This is a genomic window from Clostridium sp. BL-8 (assembly GCF_002006495.1).
Taxonomy (GTDB): Bacteria; Bacillota; Clostridia; order Clostridiales; family Clostridiaceae; genus Clostridium.
In genome coordinates this window covers 33,748-51,899 of the sequence record NZ_LZZL01000042.1, presented here as the reverse complement: position 1 = coordinate 51,899, position 18,152 = coordinate 33,748, and the positions used below count along the sequence as shown (strand labels likewise).

The following is an 18,152-nucleotide window of genomic DNA, read 5'->3' as shown; positions in this document are numbered from 1 at the left end:
GGTTTTGTGTGTCAAAAAGAATAAAAAATAAATCTTATTCGCCTGCCAGATTTTTTTCACATGTGTTCGAAAAGGCAGAGGCATAAAAAAATCTCCGGCTCCACAGTCGCCTTCGATTTTTTTATTAAGATTGACATCAATCACTTAAATGCCATAATATAAAATAAAAGGAAGTGATTTAACTATGTTTTTAGCAATAGTAGTTAGCTCCATGCAAAGATTGTAAGATGTGAAAAACTTTTGCTTGGAGCCAATATATAAAGTTTGAGTTTTTCATATTTTGTGCATATGAATGGAAATAATAGATGAAGTATAGGTAAATGTACTGAGCTATTAATTTTTTGATTAAGCCAAAGCAAGCTTTGCATCTTCATTTATATATTAAATGTTGATTGGAGCGAAGAAATTATGAAATATGAAAAAGCGCAAAATATACTGCCAGACGGTATAATTGAAATAATTCAAGAGTATATTGATGGTGGATATATCTATATACCTAGGAAAAATGAAAATAAAAAATTCTGGGGAGAGAATACTGAAACTAAAAGATATCTTAAAACACGAGATAAAGAAATATTTAATGAGTATTACTCTGGAATGTCTGTTAAAGTGTTATCGGAAAAATATTTTTTGACAGAAGGAAGTATTAGAAGAATAATTAGAAAGCAAAAAAATTCTACTTAAGATTAAGGCATATTTTTCACAGTTATTACTATGAAAGATATGCCTTAAGTGACAGTTGGACTTTGAAAATGTATAATTTGGAAGTTTAACGTTACCAAGATTTATTACTTATACTATTATATTTGTATAAGTAAGGTGGGAGGCAAGAATACAGGGCTGTTAATTTTTTGATTGTGCCTAAGTCGTTATAACAGTTTTAAAATAGGATTCATATAATCAATTATTTAACGTAAAGTTTAATAGTGGGTATTTAAAAATTAGGAATATTAAAGAAAGTAATAAATTTAGTAAAGGGGAGTGATTATGTTATATGGAAACAAAAAATAATGTTTATTATGGGATGGTTGATGTATTACGTTTAGTGTTTGCTATTTTAGTTATGATGATTCATACAATGGCATTTCAGTCTGTAAATGAGAATTTACGGATAGCCACTAGCATGGGGATTTGCAGGCTTGCAGTACCGTTTTTCTTTATAGTATCAGGTTACTTTTTATATAATCGAATCAAATCGCCAAAAGAACCTAAAACTACATTAAAAAGATTATTAGTACTCTATGTTTCATGGGTTCTTATAGAAACTGTAACTTTGATTCCAGTTGTCTTAAGTAACTTAAATATGCCAATAAGAATTATTATTCAAAGATTTTTATTTATAGGTATTACAGGAAGCCTTTGGTATATATCTTCTTTAATTATTACTATTTTTATAATAGCGCCATTACTAAGAAGAGATAAAATAGCTTTTTTACTTATAGTTGGGTTTATATTATATTTATTTGGGACAAGCGGAGATACTTATAATGGATTATATGAAAATACTGTGCTAAATCCTTTAATTAAGGGCTACACAGGAATATTCTTTCTTCCTCAAGTAGGTATTACTGAATCAGTTCTTTTCGTAACTTTAGGTGCAGCAATAAATAAATATAAATTAAATGAAAAAGTAAAAAGAGCAGGTTTATTAAGTATAATATCTATAATAATATTATTAATTGAAACATTTCTATTAAACAAAACAGGTATTGCTAAGGATGCTAATATGTATTTATCTGCTATAATTTCAGCACCACTCATATTTATTTGGGCAATTGAGTATAGTAAAAATATTTCATCTAAAGTCTCTAAAGCCTGCAAGGAATACAGTATAGGACTATATTGTTCACATCAGATAATAATGATTTGGATTATTATACTTTTACCTGCACTTGCTGCAAACTCAATGATTAAGTTTATATTTACCTTATGTTTATCTGCTTTAATAATCACCTTGATTAGAAAGACTAAATTAAAGAATATTATTTTAAAATAAGGCACATGAAAATAAACTGGCAGATGGGCTTGTTATTTTTTGATTGTGCCTAAATTAAAGCGTATAGAAATCTCTGGGATAGTTATTATACTCATTCTGGGGATTTTTTATTTTTATAAATATTTCTTGCGATTATAAATATTGCAGAATTATTTATGAACTTGGCCTTTGCACTTGGGAATGGTATTATTCATTATGAGGACACGAGGAGATGAATAATATGAGTATTTTATCAATCGAAAACATGAGTCATTCATTTGGAGATAGAATATTATTTAGCAATGCCTCTTTTAGATTATTAAAAGGGGAACACATTGGTTTTATTGGTGCAAATGGAGAGGGAAAATCAACCTTTATGAAAATTATTACAAATAAGATTTTGCCAGATGAAGGTAAAATTGATTGGAATAATAAGTTTAGCATTGGATATATGGATCAATGGGTTGATTTAAAAGAAGGAATTACTGCATTTAATTTTTTAAAGGAAGCCTTTATAAATTTATTTAATATAGAGAATAAAATTAATGATTTATATAGCAAGCTTGGTAATATGAATGAAGTGGAAATGGATAAATGTTTAAAAAAAATCGCAACTATGCAGGAAATTTTAGATAAAAGTGATTTTTACAGCATTAACTCCAGAATACAGGCAACTTCAGCTGGTCTTGGAATTAAAGAGCTCCTAGATAGGGATGTTTCAACATTAAGCGGAGGACAAAGGACTAAGGTTTTACTTGCCAAACTGCTTTTGGAGAAACCGGATATTTTATTATTAGATGAGCCAACTAATCATTTGGATGAAGAGCATATTGAATGGCTTAAAAATTATTTAAAAAACTATGAAAGTGCATTTATATTAATATCTCATGATAATAGTTTCTTAAATAGTGTAGTGAACGTAGTTTATCATCTTGAGCACAAAACATTAACAAGATATGAAGGAAATTATGATTATTTTGTAAGGCTTTATGAAATACGAAAAGAGCAGAGGCTAATTGAATATAAAGAGCAGCAAAATGAAATTGCAAAGCTTGAAGATTATATAAGAAAAAATAAAGCAAGAGCTTCAACTTCAAAGCAGGCTAAGTCAAGAGAGAAAAAGCTTAATAGAATTGAAAAGATAGAAATAAAAAAAGAAATTATAAAACCTCATTTTAACTTTAAAAGTGTAAGGTTGCCAGAAAGTATAATATTTAAAGCAAATAATTTAATTATTGGATATAATGCACCTTTAAGTAAACCTCTAAATTTAAAAATGAAAAGAGGAGAAAAAATTGCAATAACAGGAGCTAATGGTTTAGGGAAAACTACTCTCCTAAAAACCTTGCTTGGATTATTAAAACCAATAGATGGTGAAATAACTTTAAGCGATTATAGAAAGATTGGATATTTTGAGCAGGAAATCATAGAAGATAATACTGCTTCGGTTTTGTATGATGTTTGGAACACCTTTCCCGATTTGACTCAAACAGAAGTGAGAAGTAATCTTGCTAGATGTGGATTAACAAGGCAGCATATAGACAGCCCTATTAATATATTGAGTGGAGGAGAGCAGGCTAAAGTTAGGCTGTGCAAGCTGATTAATGAACCTAGTAATCTGTTGGTTTTAGATGAACCAACAAATCACTTAGATATTTATTCTAAAGATGAGCTTAAACGTGCCTTAAAGGAATATGACGGCAGCATAATAATAGTATGCCATGAACCAGAGTTTTATAAAGAAATTGCAACAGATGTATGGAATTGTGAGGAGTGGAGGTATTGCACTAAATAATATCAATGAATAAAGGTAAAGAAAGATACAAAATTTATATGGAGAACTATGTAATTATATAGTTTTGCGGTACAGAAAATTCATAGGATATTATTGAACTTGAAGACGATGCTTTGTCTTCAAAAATAAAGCCCATGAAAATCAAGAACTTTGATTTCATGGGCTATTCTCAATTTCAGTATAAGTAAATATGTACTTATCTAAATAATATGTATTTTTAATTTTAACAGTCATAAAACAACTAAGTTACTTTATTTAGATGCAAATTTATATTTATTTTATAAGGGTTGAAATTATTGTTATTGAATCTTTGCAATGTTTTTTAAAGTTTCAATAGAAGAAGTTATTTCACCCATAGAAGCAGTCAATTCTTCAGTAGCAGCAGCCTGTGAATCAGCAGCTAAGCTTGATTCAGATATTTCATTTTCAATGTGTGCTATTGATTCTTTTATTTGTAACATTACATTTGATATTTGCTTACCAGATTCGCTGCTAAGTTGCGATAATTTCTTCATTTCATTTGCAACAACACTAAAGCCTTTTCCTGCATCACCTGCTCTAGCTGATTCTATTGCAGCATTTAAAGCTAATAAATTTGATTGAGAGGCAATATTTTGGATTGAAACAAGTATTGAATCGATATATTGCAGCCTTTCATTAGTTGTTTTTGTATAGTTTACAATATTATTTATAGCAGCAGCTAATTTTTGAGAAGAATTTGCTATATCTTCAAGACCTGAACCAGTTTGTTCTATGGAACTGAAAATGTTTTCAGAGGAGTCCTGAATAATAGTTTGCTTTTCAAGACTTTTTGCAATACCAACTGCTCCAAAGACGTCACCATTATCATCAATAAGTGGGTAGCATATCCCTTGAAATACTATTCCAAATATTTCTTTTGGTAAAATATTTGAAGTGATTTTTTTTGTTCTTATAGCTTCAAGATAAGGGTCACCCTCACGTATTCTATCACCTATATTTAATTTCATTGGAATTTTTTCATTAGGGTAATAGGCTATGAATTTTTCAGTGTCTGTAATTGATACAGCAATATCTTCTTTAACCATATCTCTAAGGAGTGGAAGTACATCTTTTAATGAATTGATTATTTCTCTAGTCATATTTATTCACCTCTCATAATTAGTTAGTTATTTTACATTATACTACATAACTTTATAAAATTCACATATTATGAAATTAAATTTATATATATCGCAATTAGTTTTATTCATTTTACATCTAGATATTTACTTAGCCTATAAGCCTTCTAAATGTAAATTTATTATTGCAACATAGTATATAATAAAAGTTTGATTACATGGGATGCATTATCTGAAGCTCCATCAAATAATTATATTTTGAACATGCAGATAAATCTACCATTTTTGATACTAAAAAAGCTGTAGTGTCAATTGTTATATTGTTGCTATTAGCATATTTAGTTAAATCATTTATTGCAGATTCAGTGTTTTTTTCTGAATAAATAAAGCGCTGATTAATATATCTACCTTCACGAATAATTCTTGATTTTAATCCAGGGATTACTTTATCAGAAAATATACCAAAGCCTTTAACTATTAACTTGTGCGTTTCAATATATTCTTGTAAGGAAATTAAAAGGCACATAGTATTATGTTCTTTACTATCTATAGCGATTATATTATTAATATTTCGATTTACATATTTATCTATATCATAAATGGATGTATCAAGTTCAACATAATAAAGTTTACGACTCATTAGATATTGTTCATATATTTGAATATTTGGAGGATGTTTCTTTCGATCTTTAATATCAGAAATTAGGGTATCAGTGATTTGTTTTGAGAATTCAAGAGCTGCAATTTTTTTATCAAGTTGCTCTCCATGAGCCTTTAAAAATGTTAATAATGTATCATAATCTTTGTTTTCATCAAGTAAATTTTTTATGTCTTCCAATGGAATTAATAAGGTTTTATTTAAATAACGAATAACATCAATTATAAAAAATTGATCATAACTGAAATATCGATATTTAGTGTCAGGGGAAATATAGCAAGGCTTTAATAAATTTAAATGATCATAATGGCGTAATATTTTAGGTGATATGTTCATATAGCGAGATACTTCTCCGATTGTATATAAATTTGTCATTTTTTTCACACACTCCTATTGACTTTACCATTATGGTAACGTTTATATTTATAGTATAAGTTAGTTTTTTTACTAAAGTCAAGAAATTTGGAGGTTAATATGAGCGAGATTAAAGTCGTAATAGATGGTATTGAATTATATGCTGACGAAAACAAAACTATAATGGAAGTAGCTGAAGAAGCTGATATTTATATTCCTCATCTTTGTCATCATCCAGACTTGGAGGCTGTTGGAGGCTGTAAGTTATGTGTTGTTGAAATAGCAGGTAAGGATAAGATTCAGACAGCATGCACTACAAAAGTTGAAAAAGAAATGATAATTAAAACAAAGTCTGAAAAGTTAGATTCTATGAGAAGGTTATCAATGGAATTAATGCTTGCAAACCATGTAGATGATTGCACAACATGCCCCAAATATTTAAAATGTGAGTTGCAGTCGTTAATACAATACTTAGGTGTAAGTACTTCAAGACTTAGAAGAACTTTAAATGCAGTTCCAGTTGAAACTGGCAATCCATTAATTGTAAGAGATTTAAACAGGTGTGTTGCATGCGGTAGATGCATAAGAGTGTGTAGAGATGTAAGAGGAGTAGGAATTATAGGACTTGATAAAAATAAAGAGGATAGAACGTATGTAGGAATTAAAAATAATCTATCCTTAATAGATGCTAACTGCCGTTTTTGTGGCGCATGTGTTGAAGTTTGTCCAACAGGAGCATTGCAAGATAAAAAGGGAATATTCAAGGATGGAAATAGAAATGATGTATTGATACCATGCAAACATGAATGTCCAGCAGGGATCAATGTTCCTAAATATGTTAGATTTATAAAAGATGGAGATTTTGAAGAAGCAGCAGCAGTAATTCGTGAGAAAGCACCATTTCCAAAATCTTTGGGACTTGTTTGTATGCGCTTTTGTGAGGCTGCATGTAGAAGAAAAGATATAAATGGGTCAGTTTCTATTCGTGATTTAAAAAGATTTGCAGCTGAAGTGGATTCACAAAAATGGAAAGAGAAAGCTTTTAAAAAGCAAAGTACTAATAAAAAGGTTGCAATTATAGGGGCTGGACCAGCTGGATTAACTGCAGCATATTATCTTGCAAAATTAGGACATAGTGTTGATGCTTATGAAAAACTTCCTGTTTCAGGAGGTATGTTATCAGCTGGTATACCAGATTATCGTCTGCCTAAGGAAGTTGTAGAATCAGAAATTGCTATTATCAAAGAAGCAGGAGTAAATATTATTACAAATAAGAAAGTTAACTCTATAAAAGAATTAATGGACAAAGAATATGATGCAGCTTTAATTGCAATAGGAACAGATAAGGGAGTGCGTATTCCGATTCCGGGTTCTAATTTAAAGGATGTATATGTAAATATTGATTTTTTAAGAAGAGATTTGATTGATTTAGATATAACTATGAAAAATTCAATTATTGTTTTAGGTGGAGGTAATGTAGCTTTTGATTGCGCAAGATCAGCCAAGAGGCTTGGTTGTGAAAAAGTAGCTGTTGTTTGTCTGGAGAATGAGGAAAACATGACTGCCAGCCAAGAAGAAATAGATGAAGCAAAAGAAGAAGGAATTGAAATTTATAATAACAGAACTTTTATAAGAATTGAAGAAAATGAAGGAAAGGTTTCTGGACTTTTGTGCCAAGAAGTAGAAGATTTTCATTTTGATGAAAATAGAAAGTTGGTTTTAAATATAAAACCAGATTCTGAACATTTAATTCAAGGAGAGATGGTTATTTTTGCAACAGGTCAAAAGGCAGATCTTACTGGCTTTGAAGAAATAGAAGTTAATGCTAAAGGATTAATTAATATTGATGAAACTTGTAAAACCAGTGTAGATGGAGTTTTTGCAGTTGGGGATGCAGTAACGGGAACTGCCTCTGTAATTCAAGCAATAGCTGGTGCAAGGAAAGCAGCCTCAAATGTTGATATATATTTAGGGGGAGATGGAAACATAGAAGAAATATTATCAACAGATCAGCCATTAGAGGGAAAGATAGAAATAGAAAATGATTTTGCTCAAAAAGAATGTAATCATTATAAGTGTATTTCGGTTGATAAAAGAATTGATAATTTCAAGTTAATGACAGTTGGTTTGGATGAAAAAGAAGCACAATGTGAAGCTTCGAGATGTCTTCAATGTGATTTACGTCCTCAGCTTACGAAGGCAAAATTTTGGACAGAATATAAGGTTAAATAGGGAGGTGAGGAAAAAATGATTTTGGAAGATATAAAAATATCAGGATATGGAATTAAAAATAAAAAGGTGGCAGACAAATGGAAAAGGTCAAGCTTTAAGGAGCTGGTATGCCTTTTTATTGAAGACAGCAGACAAAGTGAAAATATTAAATATTTATTAGAAAAATATATGAATGAAGCTACTGATGGAATTAAGATATGTATGAAGGAACTAAAAATAAATGAATGTAAGATTTATCTTAGTGAGTGTTATAGTGATTTCTTAATAGAATTAGAAAAGCAAGGTTTAAAAGTAATTTTAGTAGATAATGATAAAGCTTTTGAAGCAGAAGTATTTAATGAACATACTCTTGTTCATAATGCAGAAACTATGCTGGCACTTAGTCGCTTTTTATATGAAGAAAGTTATGTCCCTAGAAAAATTGTTTCTATAGCTGGAGATGTTAAAAAACCGGGAGTTTATGAAATTCCATTAGGTACATCTTTAAGAAAAATCATAGATGAATATGGAAATGGTACTGAATCAGGAAAAACAATAAAATTTGTACAAGTAGGTGGAAATACAGGAACTGTTTTTACTGAAGAAGAATTAGATATATCATTTACATATGAAAATATGATTGTAAATGGCACAATGATGCAAGTGGGAAAAATTGAAGTATATAACATAGATACTTGTATAGTAAAATGGATTACTGAAAAAATGTTAGCTAATAGCAAAGAAACTTGTGGGAAATGTGTATATTGTAGAGAAGGAATATATCAGCTTTATAAAATAATAAAGGATGCAACTGAAGGTAAGGGTAAGGATAGCGATATAGATTTAGCAATTGAATTATCTGAAACTATAAAAGTTGGAACTTTATGTGATTTTGGAAGGAGTGCTTCAAATCCATTATATACCGCTATTAATAAGTTTAGAGATGAATTTGAAAAGCATATTGATAGAAAAATATGTAATACATTAGATTGCATTTCTTATGCAAATTATTATATTGATCCTAAAATCTGCGATGGCTGCAGTAAATGTATTGATTGCCATCAAGGAGCAATAAAAGGAGAAACAAATTTTATTCATATTATTGATCAAGATTCTTGTGATAAGTGCGGAAAATGTGAAGAAATATGTAGTTTAAAAGCAGTTAAAAGATATGGAAATATAAAGCCTAATCTACCTTTAGAACCAATAGAGGTAGGAAGCTTTGAAGAAAGTGCATTTGTTGAAAAAAAAGGTCTTGGAATTGGAAGAAGAAGAAGAAAGTAGCTAGTAATTAAAATTTTATATAAATATTAGGAGGTAAGAAAAATGCGTGAAATGGAAGCAGATGTAATCATAGTAGGTGGAGGAGCCGCAGGAATGGCAGCAGCTATATCAGCTGCAGAGCAAGGAGCAGAAGTTATTGTATTTGAAAAGGCAAACACAACTGGTGGATGTGCAAACATGGCAATGGGGCTTTTAGGAGTAGAAACAAAAATGCAAAAAGAAAGACTTGTTGATTGTACAAGAGAAGGAGCATTCCAAAAATTTATGGATTATACTCACTGGCGTTCAGATGCTAGATTGGTGAAAAACTACCTATATAAATCAGCTAGTACAATTGAATGGTTAGAGGAGATGGGAGTGAAATTTGCATTGCCATCAAAATACTTCCCAGGTTCAGAAGCAACATGGCATATTGTACAACCTAAAACTGGAGCACCTGGTCTTAGAGCTGCTGCTACCATGATTAAAGCAATGACTGACAGAGCAGAAGAATTAGGGGTTAAGATATGCCTTGAAACACCAATTCAAAGCTTAATTAAAGATGATGGTGAAGTTATAGGAGTAGTTGCTAAAGATAAAGATGGAGAAATTGAAGCATATGGTTCCGCAGTTATTATTGCAACAGGTGGTTTTGGAGACAGTCCAGAATTCATTAAAAAATATACAAAATTTGAATGGGGAAAAGATCTATTCTCTTATAGAATTCCAGGACTTACAGGTGATGGAATAAGTATGGCATGGGAAGCTGGCGCAGCAAGAGACAGAATGGATATGGAATTAGTGTTCTTTGCACCTAATACAGGTGGATACGCTCCAATAGAACTTCCATTTAGACAACCAAATCTTTTTGTTAATTTAGATGGAGAAAGATTTTATGATGAAGCTGTAGTTGAAAATCCTGTATTCTCAGTTAACGCTATTTGCAGGCAAAAAAATAGAACTGCATTTTCTATTATAGATGAAAGTATTATGAAGCTATATGAGAAAAATGGGTTAGATTTAATTAATGTAGTTACTTCAAATATAAGCATGGATGATTTTAAGCAGGAAATGAATGATCTGATTAAGAATGGAAATGATGTTTTATTTATTGCAGATTCTATTGAAGAATTAGCAGATAAAACAGGAGTTGATAAAGAAGGACTTGTAAAGACAATCAATGAATATAATGAAAGCTGCAAGTCAACAGATACAGTATTTAATAAGAATCCAAAATATCTAAAACCATTAATTGGACCAAAATACTACGCTTTAAAATTTGCTCCAAGTGCATACGGAAGCTTAGGTGGAATTAAGATTAATTACAACACAGAAGTAATTGATACTGAAGATAAAGTGATACCAGGTTTGTTTGCAGCAGGAACAGATGCAAATTCTGTATGCAATCCTGATTATGTATTTATACTTCCAGGAAATACTTTAGGATTCGCAGTAAATTCAGGAAGAATCGCTGGTGAAAGTGCTGTTAAATACATTAAAGAGCATTTTACAGAAGAATAGAAAAGTTTAATTGCTTTTGTAGAATTTTAAAGGTAATGCTTTAAACCCACTAAAATCTATATTAATCTAGATTTTAGTGGGTTATTTATTTTCATATGCCTAAAGTGGTGTATTAACACCATTTACCTTAGCTTGTTCATCATCATCAATTGGAATTACAATACATTTCTTTCCATCTATTATCTGTGATTTTATTTGAGCTACTTTTTGAGGTTTTACTTGAAGTACTATATCATAGTTTGGAACTGAATTTTCCTCAGCATCTATTTCGGATTCTAGCTCAGCTTCTGAGGCTTGTTCTAAATTAATATTAGCATCTGTTTCTAAAGCAATATCTGATTTTGCTTCAAAGGTGTTATTATCATCTGACTCTAAAGCCAATTCAGGTTCTGCATCTAAAGCTGATTCTTTTTCTGGATCTAAATTAGTATCTTGTTTTGTTTTTTCAAGTCTTTCTTCAAGTATTCGTACTTTCTTTTCAAGTGTTTCTTCTTTTTTTCTTTGTTCATTTGCGGCAAGTACTTTTTTATCAATTAAGTTTTCTGCTGCAGGAGGAGTATCACCAAATTCTCTAGAATATAATTTTTCAATTTTTTCCGTAATTTCTTCAGGAATTCCACTTTCAATTAAAATATCTTGAATATTATCATTATTTAAAACTATGGGTTCAGCGTTCTTACCATTAACAGTAGTATGGTCATCTATCATAGTATTTAGAGTATCTTGAATTTCCATAATTAAGCGGTCAGATTTTTCATCATCATATCCAATAGCATTACGAATAATAGTATGGAATTTTTCTTTTTGCTCAGTTGCAGTTTGTTTTGAACTACAGCCTAAAACTTCTTCCATAAATTCAGGATGTGGCTCTTTTGCATCTTTTGTATAATACATGATTGAATTAATATCAGTGCTGCGGTCTATAAAAGCTGGAAACACAAATCCAAGATCTGGAGGACCAACTATCCAGTCTCTAATACGCGCTCCGATTCGATTTTCATCCTCAATATATCCAAGGCCTGGCTTTGAGAGTGATACTGGACATATTGCACATAAAATATATTCATATACTTCTTCTGATTCATCTAATTTTGAATTATCTGTAGTCCTTGTCATGACATCATAAGCATCATGAAAGATAAGTATCAAAAAATTACCTGTATAGTCATAACTATCTATGATTAATTTGTAGAAGTTATTAAGTAGAACGTCATTTTTTAAGCTGCTTTTTTTTAGTTCCATTAGAGAAAGCTGTTTGCTGCCTACACCTTCTTCCTCAAGAGGAAAATTAAGTTCAAGAATATTATTTCCGATTGTACCTGATAATGTTTTTTTCGCAATCTCTAAGTATTTGAAAAATTCTTCTTCCCTTAGATTAAGGAAGGTTTCTTTAAGATTTAATACAATATTTTTTTGACCATCTACATAGCAGCCACACATTTTTGTAAATGTACATTCGTCCTTTTTTAAACGTCTTTTTAATTCTAATATATCTTTTTTTCTCATATATCGCCCTCTCATTTCATGAGTTATTAAGCACGTAAAAGTTAGCAAGTCCAAATTCGCCACGAATGTTTTTATTAGATACACCAAGGCAGATTAACTTGTTAGTTTTTTATGTGATTTAGTACATAGTAAGGAATATGTTTTACATAATATAGTATAGTGTTCAAGGAAGAGGTCTGCAAGTATATATGTTGCAATAATAAAATTGCATTTAGGATGCATATCCCTTAAGTAAATATTCAGAGGTTAAATGTAGAAAAGCATTAATCTCAGTGTTAAAGACAATTTAAAAATCTAACGAGGAAATTAGGTTAGTGCAATTTTGGGTTTTATGTGAATAATTTATGGGATATAATATAATTAATAGGAAGCCAAAGAGTCAAAAAGAAATTAGAATATTTTAGGAGGGATTAATTTGCAGATTCAATTAGATAATGCTATTGAAATACTAAAGAAGGAATTTAATCCTATAGTCATATACTTATTTGGTTCAGCGGTCCAAAATAGACTTAGGGATGACAGCGATATTGATATTGCTTTTTTAACTGATAATGATGTAAATGATTATGAATGTTTCATTAAAGCTCAGGAGCTGGCTGATGTTTTTAATAGAGATGTGGATTTAATAAATTTAAATGCATCATCAACGGTATTTAAGGCTCAAGTAGTAGGTACAGGTAAAATAATATATTGCAGCGATGAAACTAAGAGGATGTATTTTGAAATGAGGGCTTTTAAATCATACGCAATGTTAAATGAAGAACGTGAAGTTATTTTAAAGAAGATTAAAGAAAGAGGAACTGTATATGGGAAATGATGTTATCTTTAATAAAATTGAAACTATTGAAAGGTGCATAAATAGGATTAAAGAAGTATATGATAATAATCCAGATAATTTAAAAGAGTATACAAAGCAAGATTCAATAATTTTAAACGTCATAACGTATAACTTGTAATAAATACAGCAATTTGATATAATCATATAGGTCAAAATAGCATATGGTCAGTTCGAAAGCCTCCTGACTTAAAACAAAACTACGGTTAAATAATTAAGGACAATAAAGATTTAAACTAATTTGTTATTAGTGGAATCTTTTATTTTTGTTAAGTTTATTTATCGTAGGATATGTCCTACGATTTTTTTCATTTGAAGGCTTTTTGAAAAATGATATGTAATGTTGACTTAAAAAGTATTGTTAACAGAATGGAGAAATTTATATGAATAATGATAAAACAGTAAATAGATTAGTTAAAACAGCTATTGTAGCAGCTCTTTATGCAGTTATAACATTTGTATTAGCGCCAATAAGCTATGGACCTATACAATTCAGAATATCCGAAATAATGGTATTACTAGCATTTTTTGATCCTTTTTATATTGCAGGACTTACAATTGGATGTTTTATTGCAAATATGCTCGGGCCAAATGGAATTATGGACATTGTATTTGGTACTTTAGCAACCTTTATTAGTGTTTATGCTATTTCAATTACAGGAAAGTTTGTAAAGAATAATAAAGCTTCATTAATAATAGCATCATTATGGCCTACCATTTTTAATGGTTTAATAATTGGATGGATGCTTAACTATGTTTATCAGCTTCCGCTTTTATTATCAATAGGAGAAGTTGCAATTGGGGAATTTGTTGTTGTTACAGTCGTTGGAGTACCAGTTATTAAATTGTTACAAAATAGGTTTGATAAAGTGTTTGTAATTTATAAGAATTAAAATAAATAATCACTATTTTTAGGATTATGGCAAAAATAATTTTCGAGTTTATTGCATTTATAATAAGCTGCTTAGATTTCACATAAAGCCCCTGAAAATCTATAATTTAGATTTTTGTGAGGCTTTTTTATATTATCTATAATTATTAAAGTATATAGCATAATCAGAAATGAAAAATCTAATATAAAAGTAATATATTATTAAAAATAAATATATTTTCATTAAAAGTATATTATTGGTAATGTTATAGATATTCATATAAGAATAAGAAAAAATTATATTTTAAGATTTATTTTATACCTTTTGAGGAAAAAGTATGTATTTAAATTAAGTATCGTGAGAATATGTAATTGTAAACGTATAATCAAGATTGTTCTATGTAAACATAAATTAAAGGAGAGGCGATGATAAGATGAAAAAAAGAATTACAAAAAGCATGAAGGTTCAAAAAATTTCAGAGAAGGTAGTGTTAGCAGCTATAGCATCATCAATGGTAATAGCACCATCATTTGGTGTTAGCGCAAGTACTATAAGTACGGAAAATACAGTGACTAGTGAAAGTAGTACTACACAGGCAGCAGCATCTTTAGTATCAGCTAGAGCTGCAACATCATTTGTAGAAAGCAGTACAGTATCTATATTAGATAGCGAAGGCTGGTTAGAATCAGCTTACGTAGAATGGAGTCCAGTTAGCGGAGCCACTGGATATGATGTGTATTATAAAGAAGCATCTGCATCAGATTCTTCGTACAAGCAAATAGACACTGACTTAATTAGAAAATATCCATCGTATTTTAGAGCAGATGTGCTAGGTCTTGCAGCAGGAAGTTATGTAATAAAAATAGTTCCCGTTGCAAATAATGCAGAAGTTACTTCAGAACAGACAATTACAAAGACACTTAGTGTAAAAGCAAATACGAGAGAAGGTTTTGCATTTTCTTCAGCTTCACCAATGGGGACAGGCTCAGGTGGATATAATGACGATGGTACTATAGCAAGTAATGCACAAATATTATATGTAACAGCAGACAATGTAAATACTATAACAGCAGATGTTATAACTAATAGCAAAGGAACAAAAACAACCTGCACAGGTCTTGTTGATATTTTGGCAAAACGCCAAAAGGGATATGATAAGGCACCTCTTATCATTCGTATGATAGGTGAAGTTAAAGCATCAGATATTAGTGGTCTTAACAGCAATGGATATCTGCAGTTAAAAGGCTGCTATAATGTTACACTTGAAGGTGTAGGAGAGGATGCTACAGTTTATGGATGGGGAATACTTGTTAGAGATGCTCATAATGTAGAAGTTAGAAACCTTGGTATTATGTTATTCCCTGATGATGGAATTTCACTTGATACTGATAATGAAAATATTTGGATTCATAATAATGATATTTTCTATGGTGCAGCCGGAAGTGATGCCGATCAGGTAAAAGGTGATGGATCTTGTGATATAAAACAGAATTCAACTTATGTTACAGTTTCATATAATCACTTTCATGATTCAGGTAAGAGTTCCCTTTGTGGTATGAGCGATACAGAAAATTTCTTTGTAACATATCATCATAATTGGTTTGATCATTCAGATTCAAGACATCCTCGAATTAGGGTCGGAACTGTTCACGTGTACAATAACTATTTTGATGGCAATGCAAAGTATGGAGTTGGTGTTACCAAGGGAAGTTCAGCTTTTGTAGAAGCAAATTATTTTAGAGATTGTAAATATCCAATGTTAACATCTTTACAAGGTACAGATATCTATAATAATAGTAAAGGTACTTTCTCTGATGAGGAAGGAGGAATGATTAAAGCTTACAATAATAAAATAGAAGAAGCTTCAAGATTAGTCTATGCTAATCAAGATTCAACTCAATTTGATGCATATTTAGCAGCCTCAAGAAATGAAGCTGTTCCAAGCACATATAAAACTGTAAGTGGAGCTCACACTTATAATAATTTCGATACAAGCTCATCAATGTATAAATATACTCCGGATTCTCCAGAAAATGTTGAAAGTGTTGTGACTACTTATGCAGGAAGAATAAATGGTGGAGATTTTATATGGAATTTTACAGATGCTGATGATGCAGATGATAGTTTAAATACACAATTGATGGCTAAAATTAAAGGTTATCAATCTGATTTAGTATCTGTAGGAGGAAATTCAGTAAATTAAATAACAACTGCAAGCCTATTATTTTAAAAATTGAGCTTTGTATTCAGTATAAAACTCATGAAAATTTCTACAGTGTAGATTTTCATGAGTTATTTTAATTTTTATTATTTGTTTGACTGTTTTTGGAATATGTTATAATATTATTGATTACTTAGTGAAGGAGAAGGATAGCATGTCTTTATTTGGTAGAAGTGGATTGAAAGTAAAAAACGAGGAAGATGGAAATAAATTTAAGAGTCTTATAGAATATTATGAAATAAAACAAAAAGATGCGTTCAATGTAAATGTTTTAAAAGGACTGATAGGAGATAATTTGTGCTTAGGAGTCATAGATTCTAAACTATTATATAATGGACCTCAGGAAAAATCGGAAGGTACATTTGAAGAAATAATAGAGAACTTAGATCTTTTAGGCATAGCATATAAAAAAATTGAGATAAAGAAAATACCAGAAATATTAATGTTTGGCCTAAGCATTAAAAAGGGGTCTAAGAAAACTGATAAAGATTATATTATTGGATTTGTCGTTAATAAAGATAATTTTAAGGATATAGAGAAGTACATAAATAAACTTAATATATATTATTTCATAGATAGAACTGGACTTTGTGAGGAAGCTTTGCTTCAAAAGCTAGAGAGAAATTATGACGATATAGATGAAATCGGTAATGATTTTTGCTGTCAAATCTTTAATAATAATTTTATGAATCAGCTGGTTATCTCATCAGAAATTGAATTAGCTCCAGAAATTAAAGAGTTAGTTAATAGATGTTATTTGGAGTTACAATAGTTTGGAATATAATGAGTGAAAGAATAAAAGAAAGGTAATATAAGTATTACTTACCATCTATTATGAGACTAATGAAAATCTAAGATTTAGATTTTTATGGGTTATTTAGAGGAAGTAAAATTTTATATTCACTAAGTGAGTAAGTCAAAAAATCCGCTTTTTTAAAGGCGGATTTTTTATTTTTAGAGTATGTTTTTGTTTATGATTTGTTTTTATTTTGGTGTTTGAAAACTAATTAAATTAATTTTCGTTAAAACTGCTTTATTCCTAGTTCCAGGACTGTTAATCATATGCCAGGCGGTATATTGTTCTGCATAAGGATTGTCAGCAGACATGCAGTCAATTGGAAGAATTATATTATAACCACGGAAAGCTGCACTAGTAGCAGTGTGAAGGACTGCACCATTAGCAGCGTAGCCAGTCACTATAACAGTTTTTACACCATTATTATTTAATATATCTTCTAGATTAGTATTGTAGAATTTATCTACACTTGATTTTACAATAGGATCACTTGATAAAGGAGTTAACTCCTTTGCTATGTCTGAAGGATTTGCTGTAGGGATTAGGCTATAGACAACTAGCATGCCATATTGACGTGCTTTTGTTAATAAATTATAAATATTAGGAATAGTAGCTATACAGTGAGAAGTGTTACATATCGAGTTTTCCATATCTAATATTAATAAAGCCGTGTTTTTTGGATTAACTGTTATTGATCTCAATTCGGGTGCAGGAGGTGCAGAGATAGTATTCCACTTATCAATTATAGTCTGGTCTTCTTCTATGGTCCGCAAGGTATGAATAGGAGAACATATACCATTATTAGAATCATTTAAGCCTTCAAACCATTCACCATAAAAAGGACAAAAATATATCACATTAAGCCTCCAATATTGTTTTTCATTTTTATATATTATGAAAAAGATAAGAGAAGGTGCGTGTAAATTATTAATAATTACTTATTCTGGGTTAATTGACAGACGAGATTATTTATTCTAGTAAATACAAAATTTGGTATTTGATTTAAGTAGGCATTGGAATATAATTATTAAAAAAGGAGGGTCAA

General features: G+C 30.1%; 15 protein-coding genes. 11 read left to right on the top strand and 4 right to left on the bottom strand.

The annotated features are described in order from the left end of the window. Positions 1 to 408: 408 nt before the first annotated feature. From CLOBL_RS15220 to CLOBL_RS15210, 3 genes are all read left to right on the top strand, one after another. Positions 409 to 684 (top strand): CD3324 family protein, encoded by a 276-nt coding sequence (locus CLOBL_RS15220; RefSeq protein WP_077859824.1) that lies wholly within the window; start codon positions 409 to 411, stop codon positions 682 to 684. Between the two features lie 310 nt (positions 685 to 994). Then, positions 995 to 1,996, top strand: a complete 1,002-nt coding sequence (locus CLOBL_RS15215; protein ID WP_077859823.1) for an acyltransferase — start codon at positions 995 to 997, stop codon at positions 1,994 to 1,996. Positions 1,997 to 2,216: 220 nt separating this feature from the next. Then, the gene (locus CLOBL_RS15210; RefSeq protein WP_077859822.1) at positions 2,217 to 3,770 is read left to right on the top strand and encodes an ABC-F family ATP-binding cassette domain-containing protein; all 1,554 of its coding nucleotides are present in this window, start codon (positions 2,217 to 2,219) and stop codon (positions 3,768 to 3,770) included. Positions 3,771 to 4,069: 299 nt separating this feature from the next. On the opposite strand, the gene CLOBL_RS15205 is transcribed toward CLOBL_RS15210, so the two are convergent. After that, positions 4,070 to 4,891, bottom strand: a complete 822-nt coding sequence (locus CLOBL_RS15205; RefSeq protein ID WP_077859821.1) for a methyl-accepting chemotaxis protein — start codon at positions 4,889 to 4,891, stop codon at positions 4,070 to 4,072. 193 nt (positions 4,892 to 5,084) lie between these two features. Then, positions 5,085 to 5,903 carry a helix-turn-helix domain-containing protein gene (locus CLOBL_RS15200; protein WP_077859820.1) on the bottom strand — a complete coding sequence of 273 codons (819 nt, stop codon included), beginning with the start codon at positions 5,901 to 5,903 and terminating at the stop codon, positions 5,085 to 5,087. A gap of 99 nt (positions 5,904 to 6,002) precedes the next feature. Here CLOBL_RS15200 and CLOBL_RS15195 point away from each other — a divergent pair, with 99 nt between their 5' ends. The 3 genes from CLOBL_RS15195 to CLOBL_RS15185 are packed head-to-tail and all read left to right on the top strand — an operon-like array spanning position 6,003 to position 10,877. Then, complete coding sequence (locus CLOBL_RS15195) at positions 6,003 to 8,114, top strand: FAD-dependent oxidoreductase (RefSeq protein ID WP_077859819.1); 2,112 nt, start codon at positions 6,003 to 6,005, stop codon at positions 8,112 to 8,114. A 15-nt stretch (positions 8,115 to 8,129) separates the two neighbouring features. Continuing rightward, a complete protein-coding gene (locus CLOBL_RS15190) occupies positions 8,130 to 9,377 on the top strand; it encodes an NADH-ubiquinone oxidoreductase-F iron-sulfur binding region domain-containing protein (protein ID WP_077859818.1) in 1,248 nt (415 codons plus the stop codon). 42 nt (positions 9,378 to 9,419) lie between these two features. Further along, positions 9,420 to 10,877 carry an FAD-dependent oxidoreductase gene (locus tag CLOBL_RS15185; protein WP_077859817.1) on the top strand — a complete coding sequence of 486 codons (1,458 nt, stop codon included), beginning with the start codon at positions 9,420 to 9,422 and terminating at the stop codon, positions 10,875 to 10,877. 99 nt (positions 10,878 to 10,976) lie between these two features. On the opposite strand, the gene CLOBL_RS15180 is transcribed toward CLOBL_RS15185, so the two are convergent. Next, complete coding sequence (locus CLOBL_RS15180; RefSeq protein ID WP_077859816.1) at positions 10,977 to 12,383, bottom strand: DUF4317 domain-containing protein; 1,407 nt, start codon at positions 12,381 to 12,383, stop codon at positions 10,977 to 10,979. Between the two features lie 415 nt (positions 12,384 to 12,798). On the opposite strand from CLOBL_RS15180, the gene CLOBL_RS15175 reads away from it, so the two are divergent. From CLOBL_RS15175 to CLOBL_RS15160, 5 genes are all read left to right on the top strand, one after another. Further along, entirely contained in the window at positions 12,799 to 13,200 is a 402-nt protein-coding gene (locus CLOBL_RS15175) for a nucleotidyltransferase domain-containing protein (RefSeq protein WP_077859815.1), read from the top strand. Then, a complete protein-coding gene (locus CLOBL_RS28055) occupies positions 13,190 to 13,339 on the top strand; it encodes a hypothetical protein (RefSeq protein WP_009172284.1) in 150 nt (49 codons plus the stop codon). Before CLOBL_RS15175 ends, CLOBL_RS28055 begins: the two co-directional genes overlap by 11 nt. Before the next feature lie 262 nt (positions 13,340 to 13,601). Beyond that, positions 13,602 to 14,111, top strand: a complete 510-nt coding sequence (locus CLOBL_RS15170; RefSeq protein ID WP_077859814.1) for a QueT transporter family protein — start codon at positions 13,602 to 13,604, stop codon at positions 14,109 to 14,111. Between the two features lie 412 nt (positions 14,112 to 14,523). Further along, on the top strand, positions 14,524 to 16,293 hold the full coding sequence (locus tag CLOBL_RS15165; RefSeq protein WP_077859813.1) for a right-handed parallel beta-helix repeat-containing protein: 1,770 nt from the start codon (positions 14,524 to 14,526) through the stop codon (positions 16,291 to 16,293). A gap of 172 nt (positions 16,294 to 16,465) precedes the next feature. Continuing rightward, the gene (locus CLOBL_RS15160) at positions 16,466 to 17,083 is read left to right on the top strand and encodes a hypothetical protein (protein WP_077859812.1); all 618 of its coding nucleotides are present in this window, start codon (positions 16,466 to 16,468) and stop codon (positions 17,081 to 17,083) included. A 212-nt stretch (positions 17,084 to 17,295) separates the two neighbouring features. Here CLOBL_RS15160 and CLOBL_RS15155 read toward each other — a convergent pair whose 3' ends face one another. Further along, the gene (locus tag CLOBL_RS15155; RefSeq protein ID WP_077859811.1) at positions 17,296 to 17,964 is read right to left on the bottom strand and encodes a cysteine hydrolase; all 669 of its coding nucleotides are present in this window, start codon (positions 17,962 to 17,964) and stop codon (positions 17,296 to 17,298) included. Positions 17,965 to 18,152 lie beyond the last annotated feature (188 nt).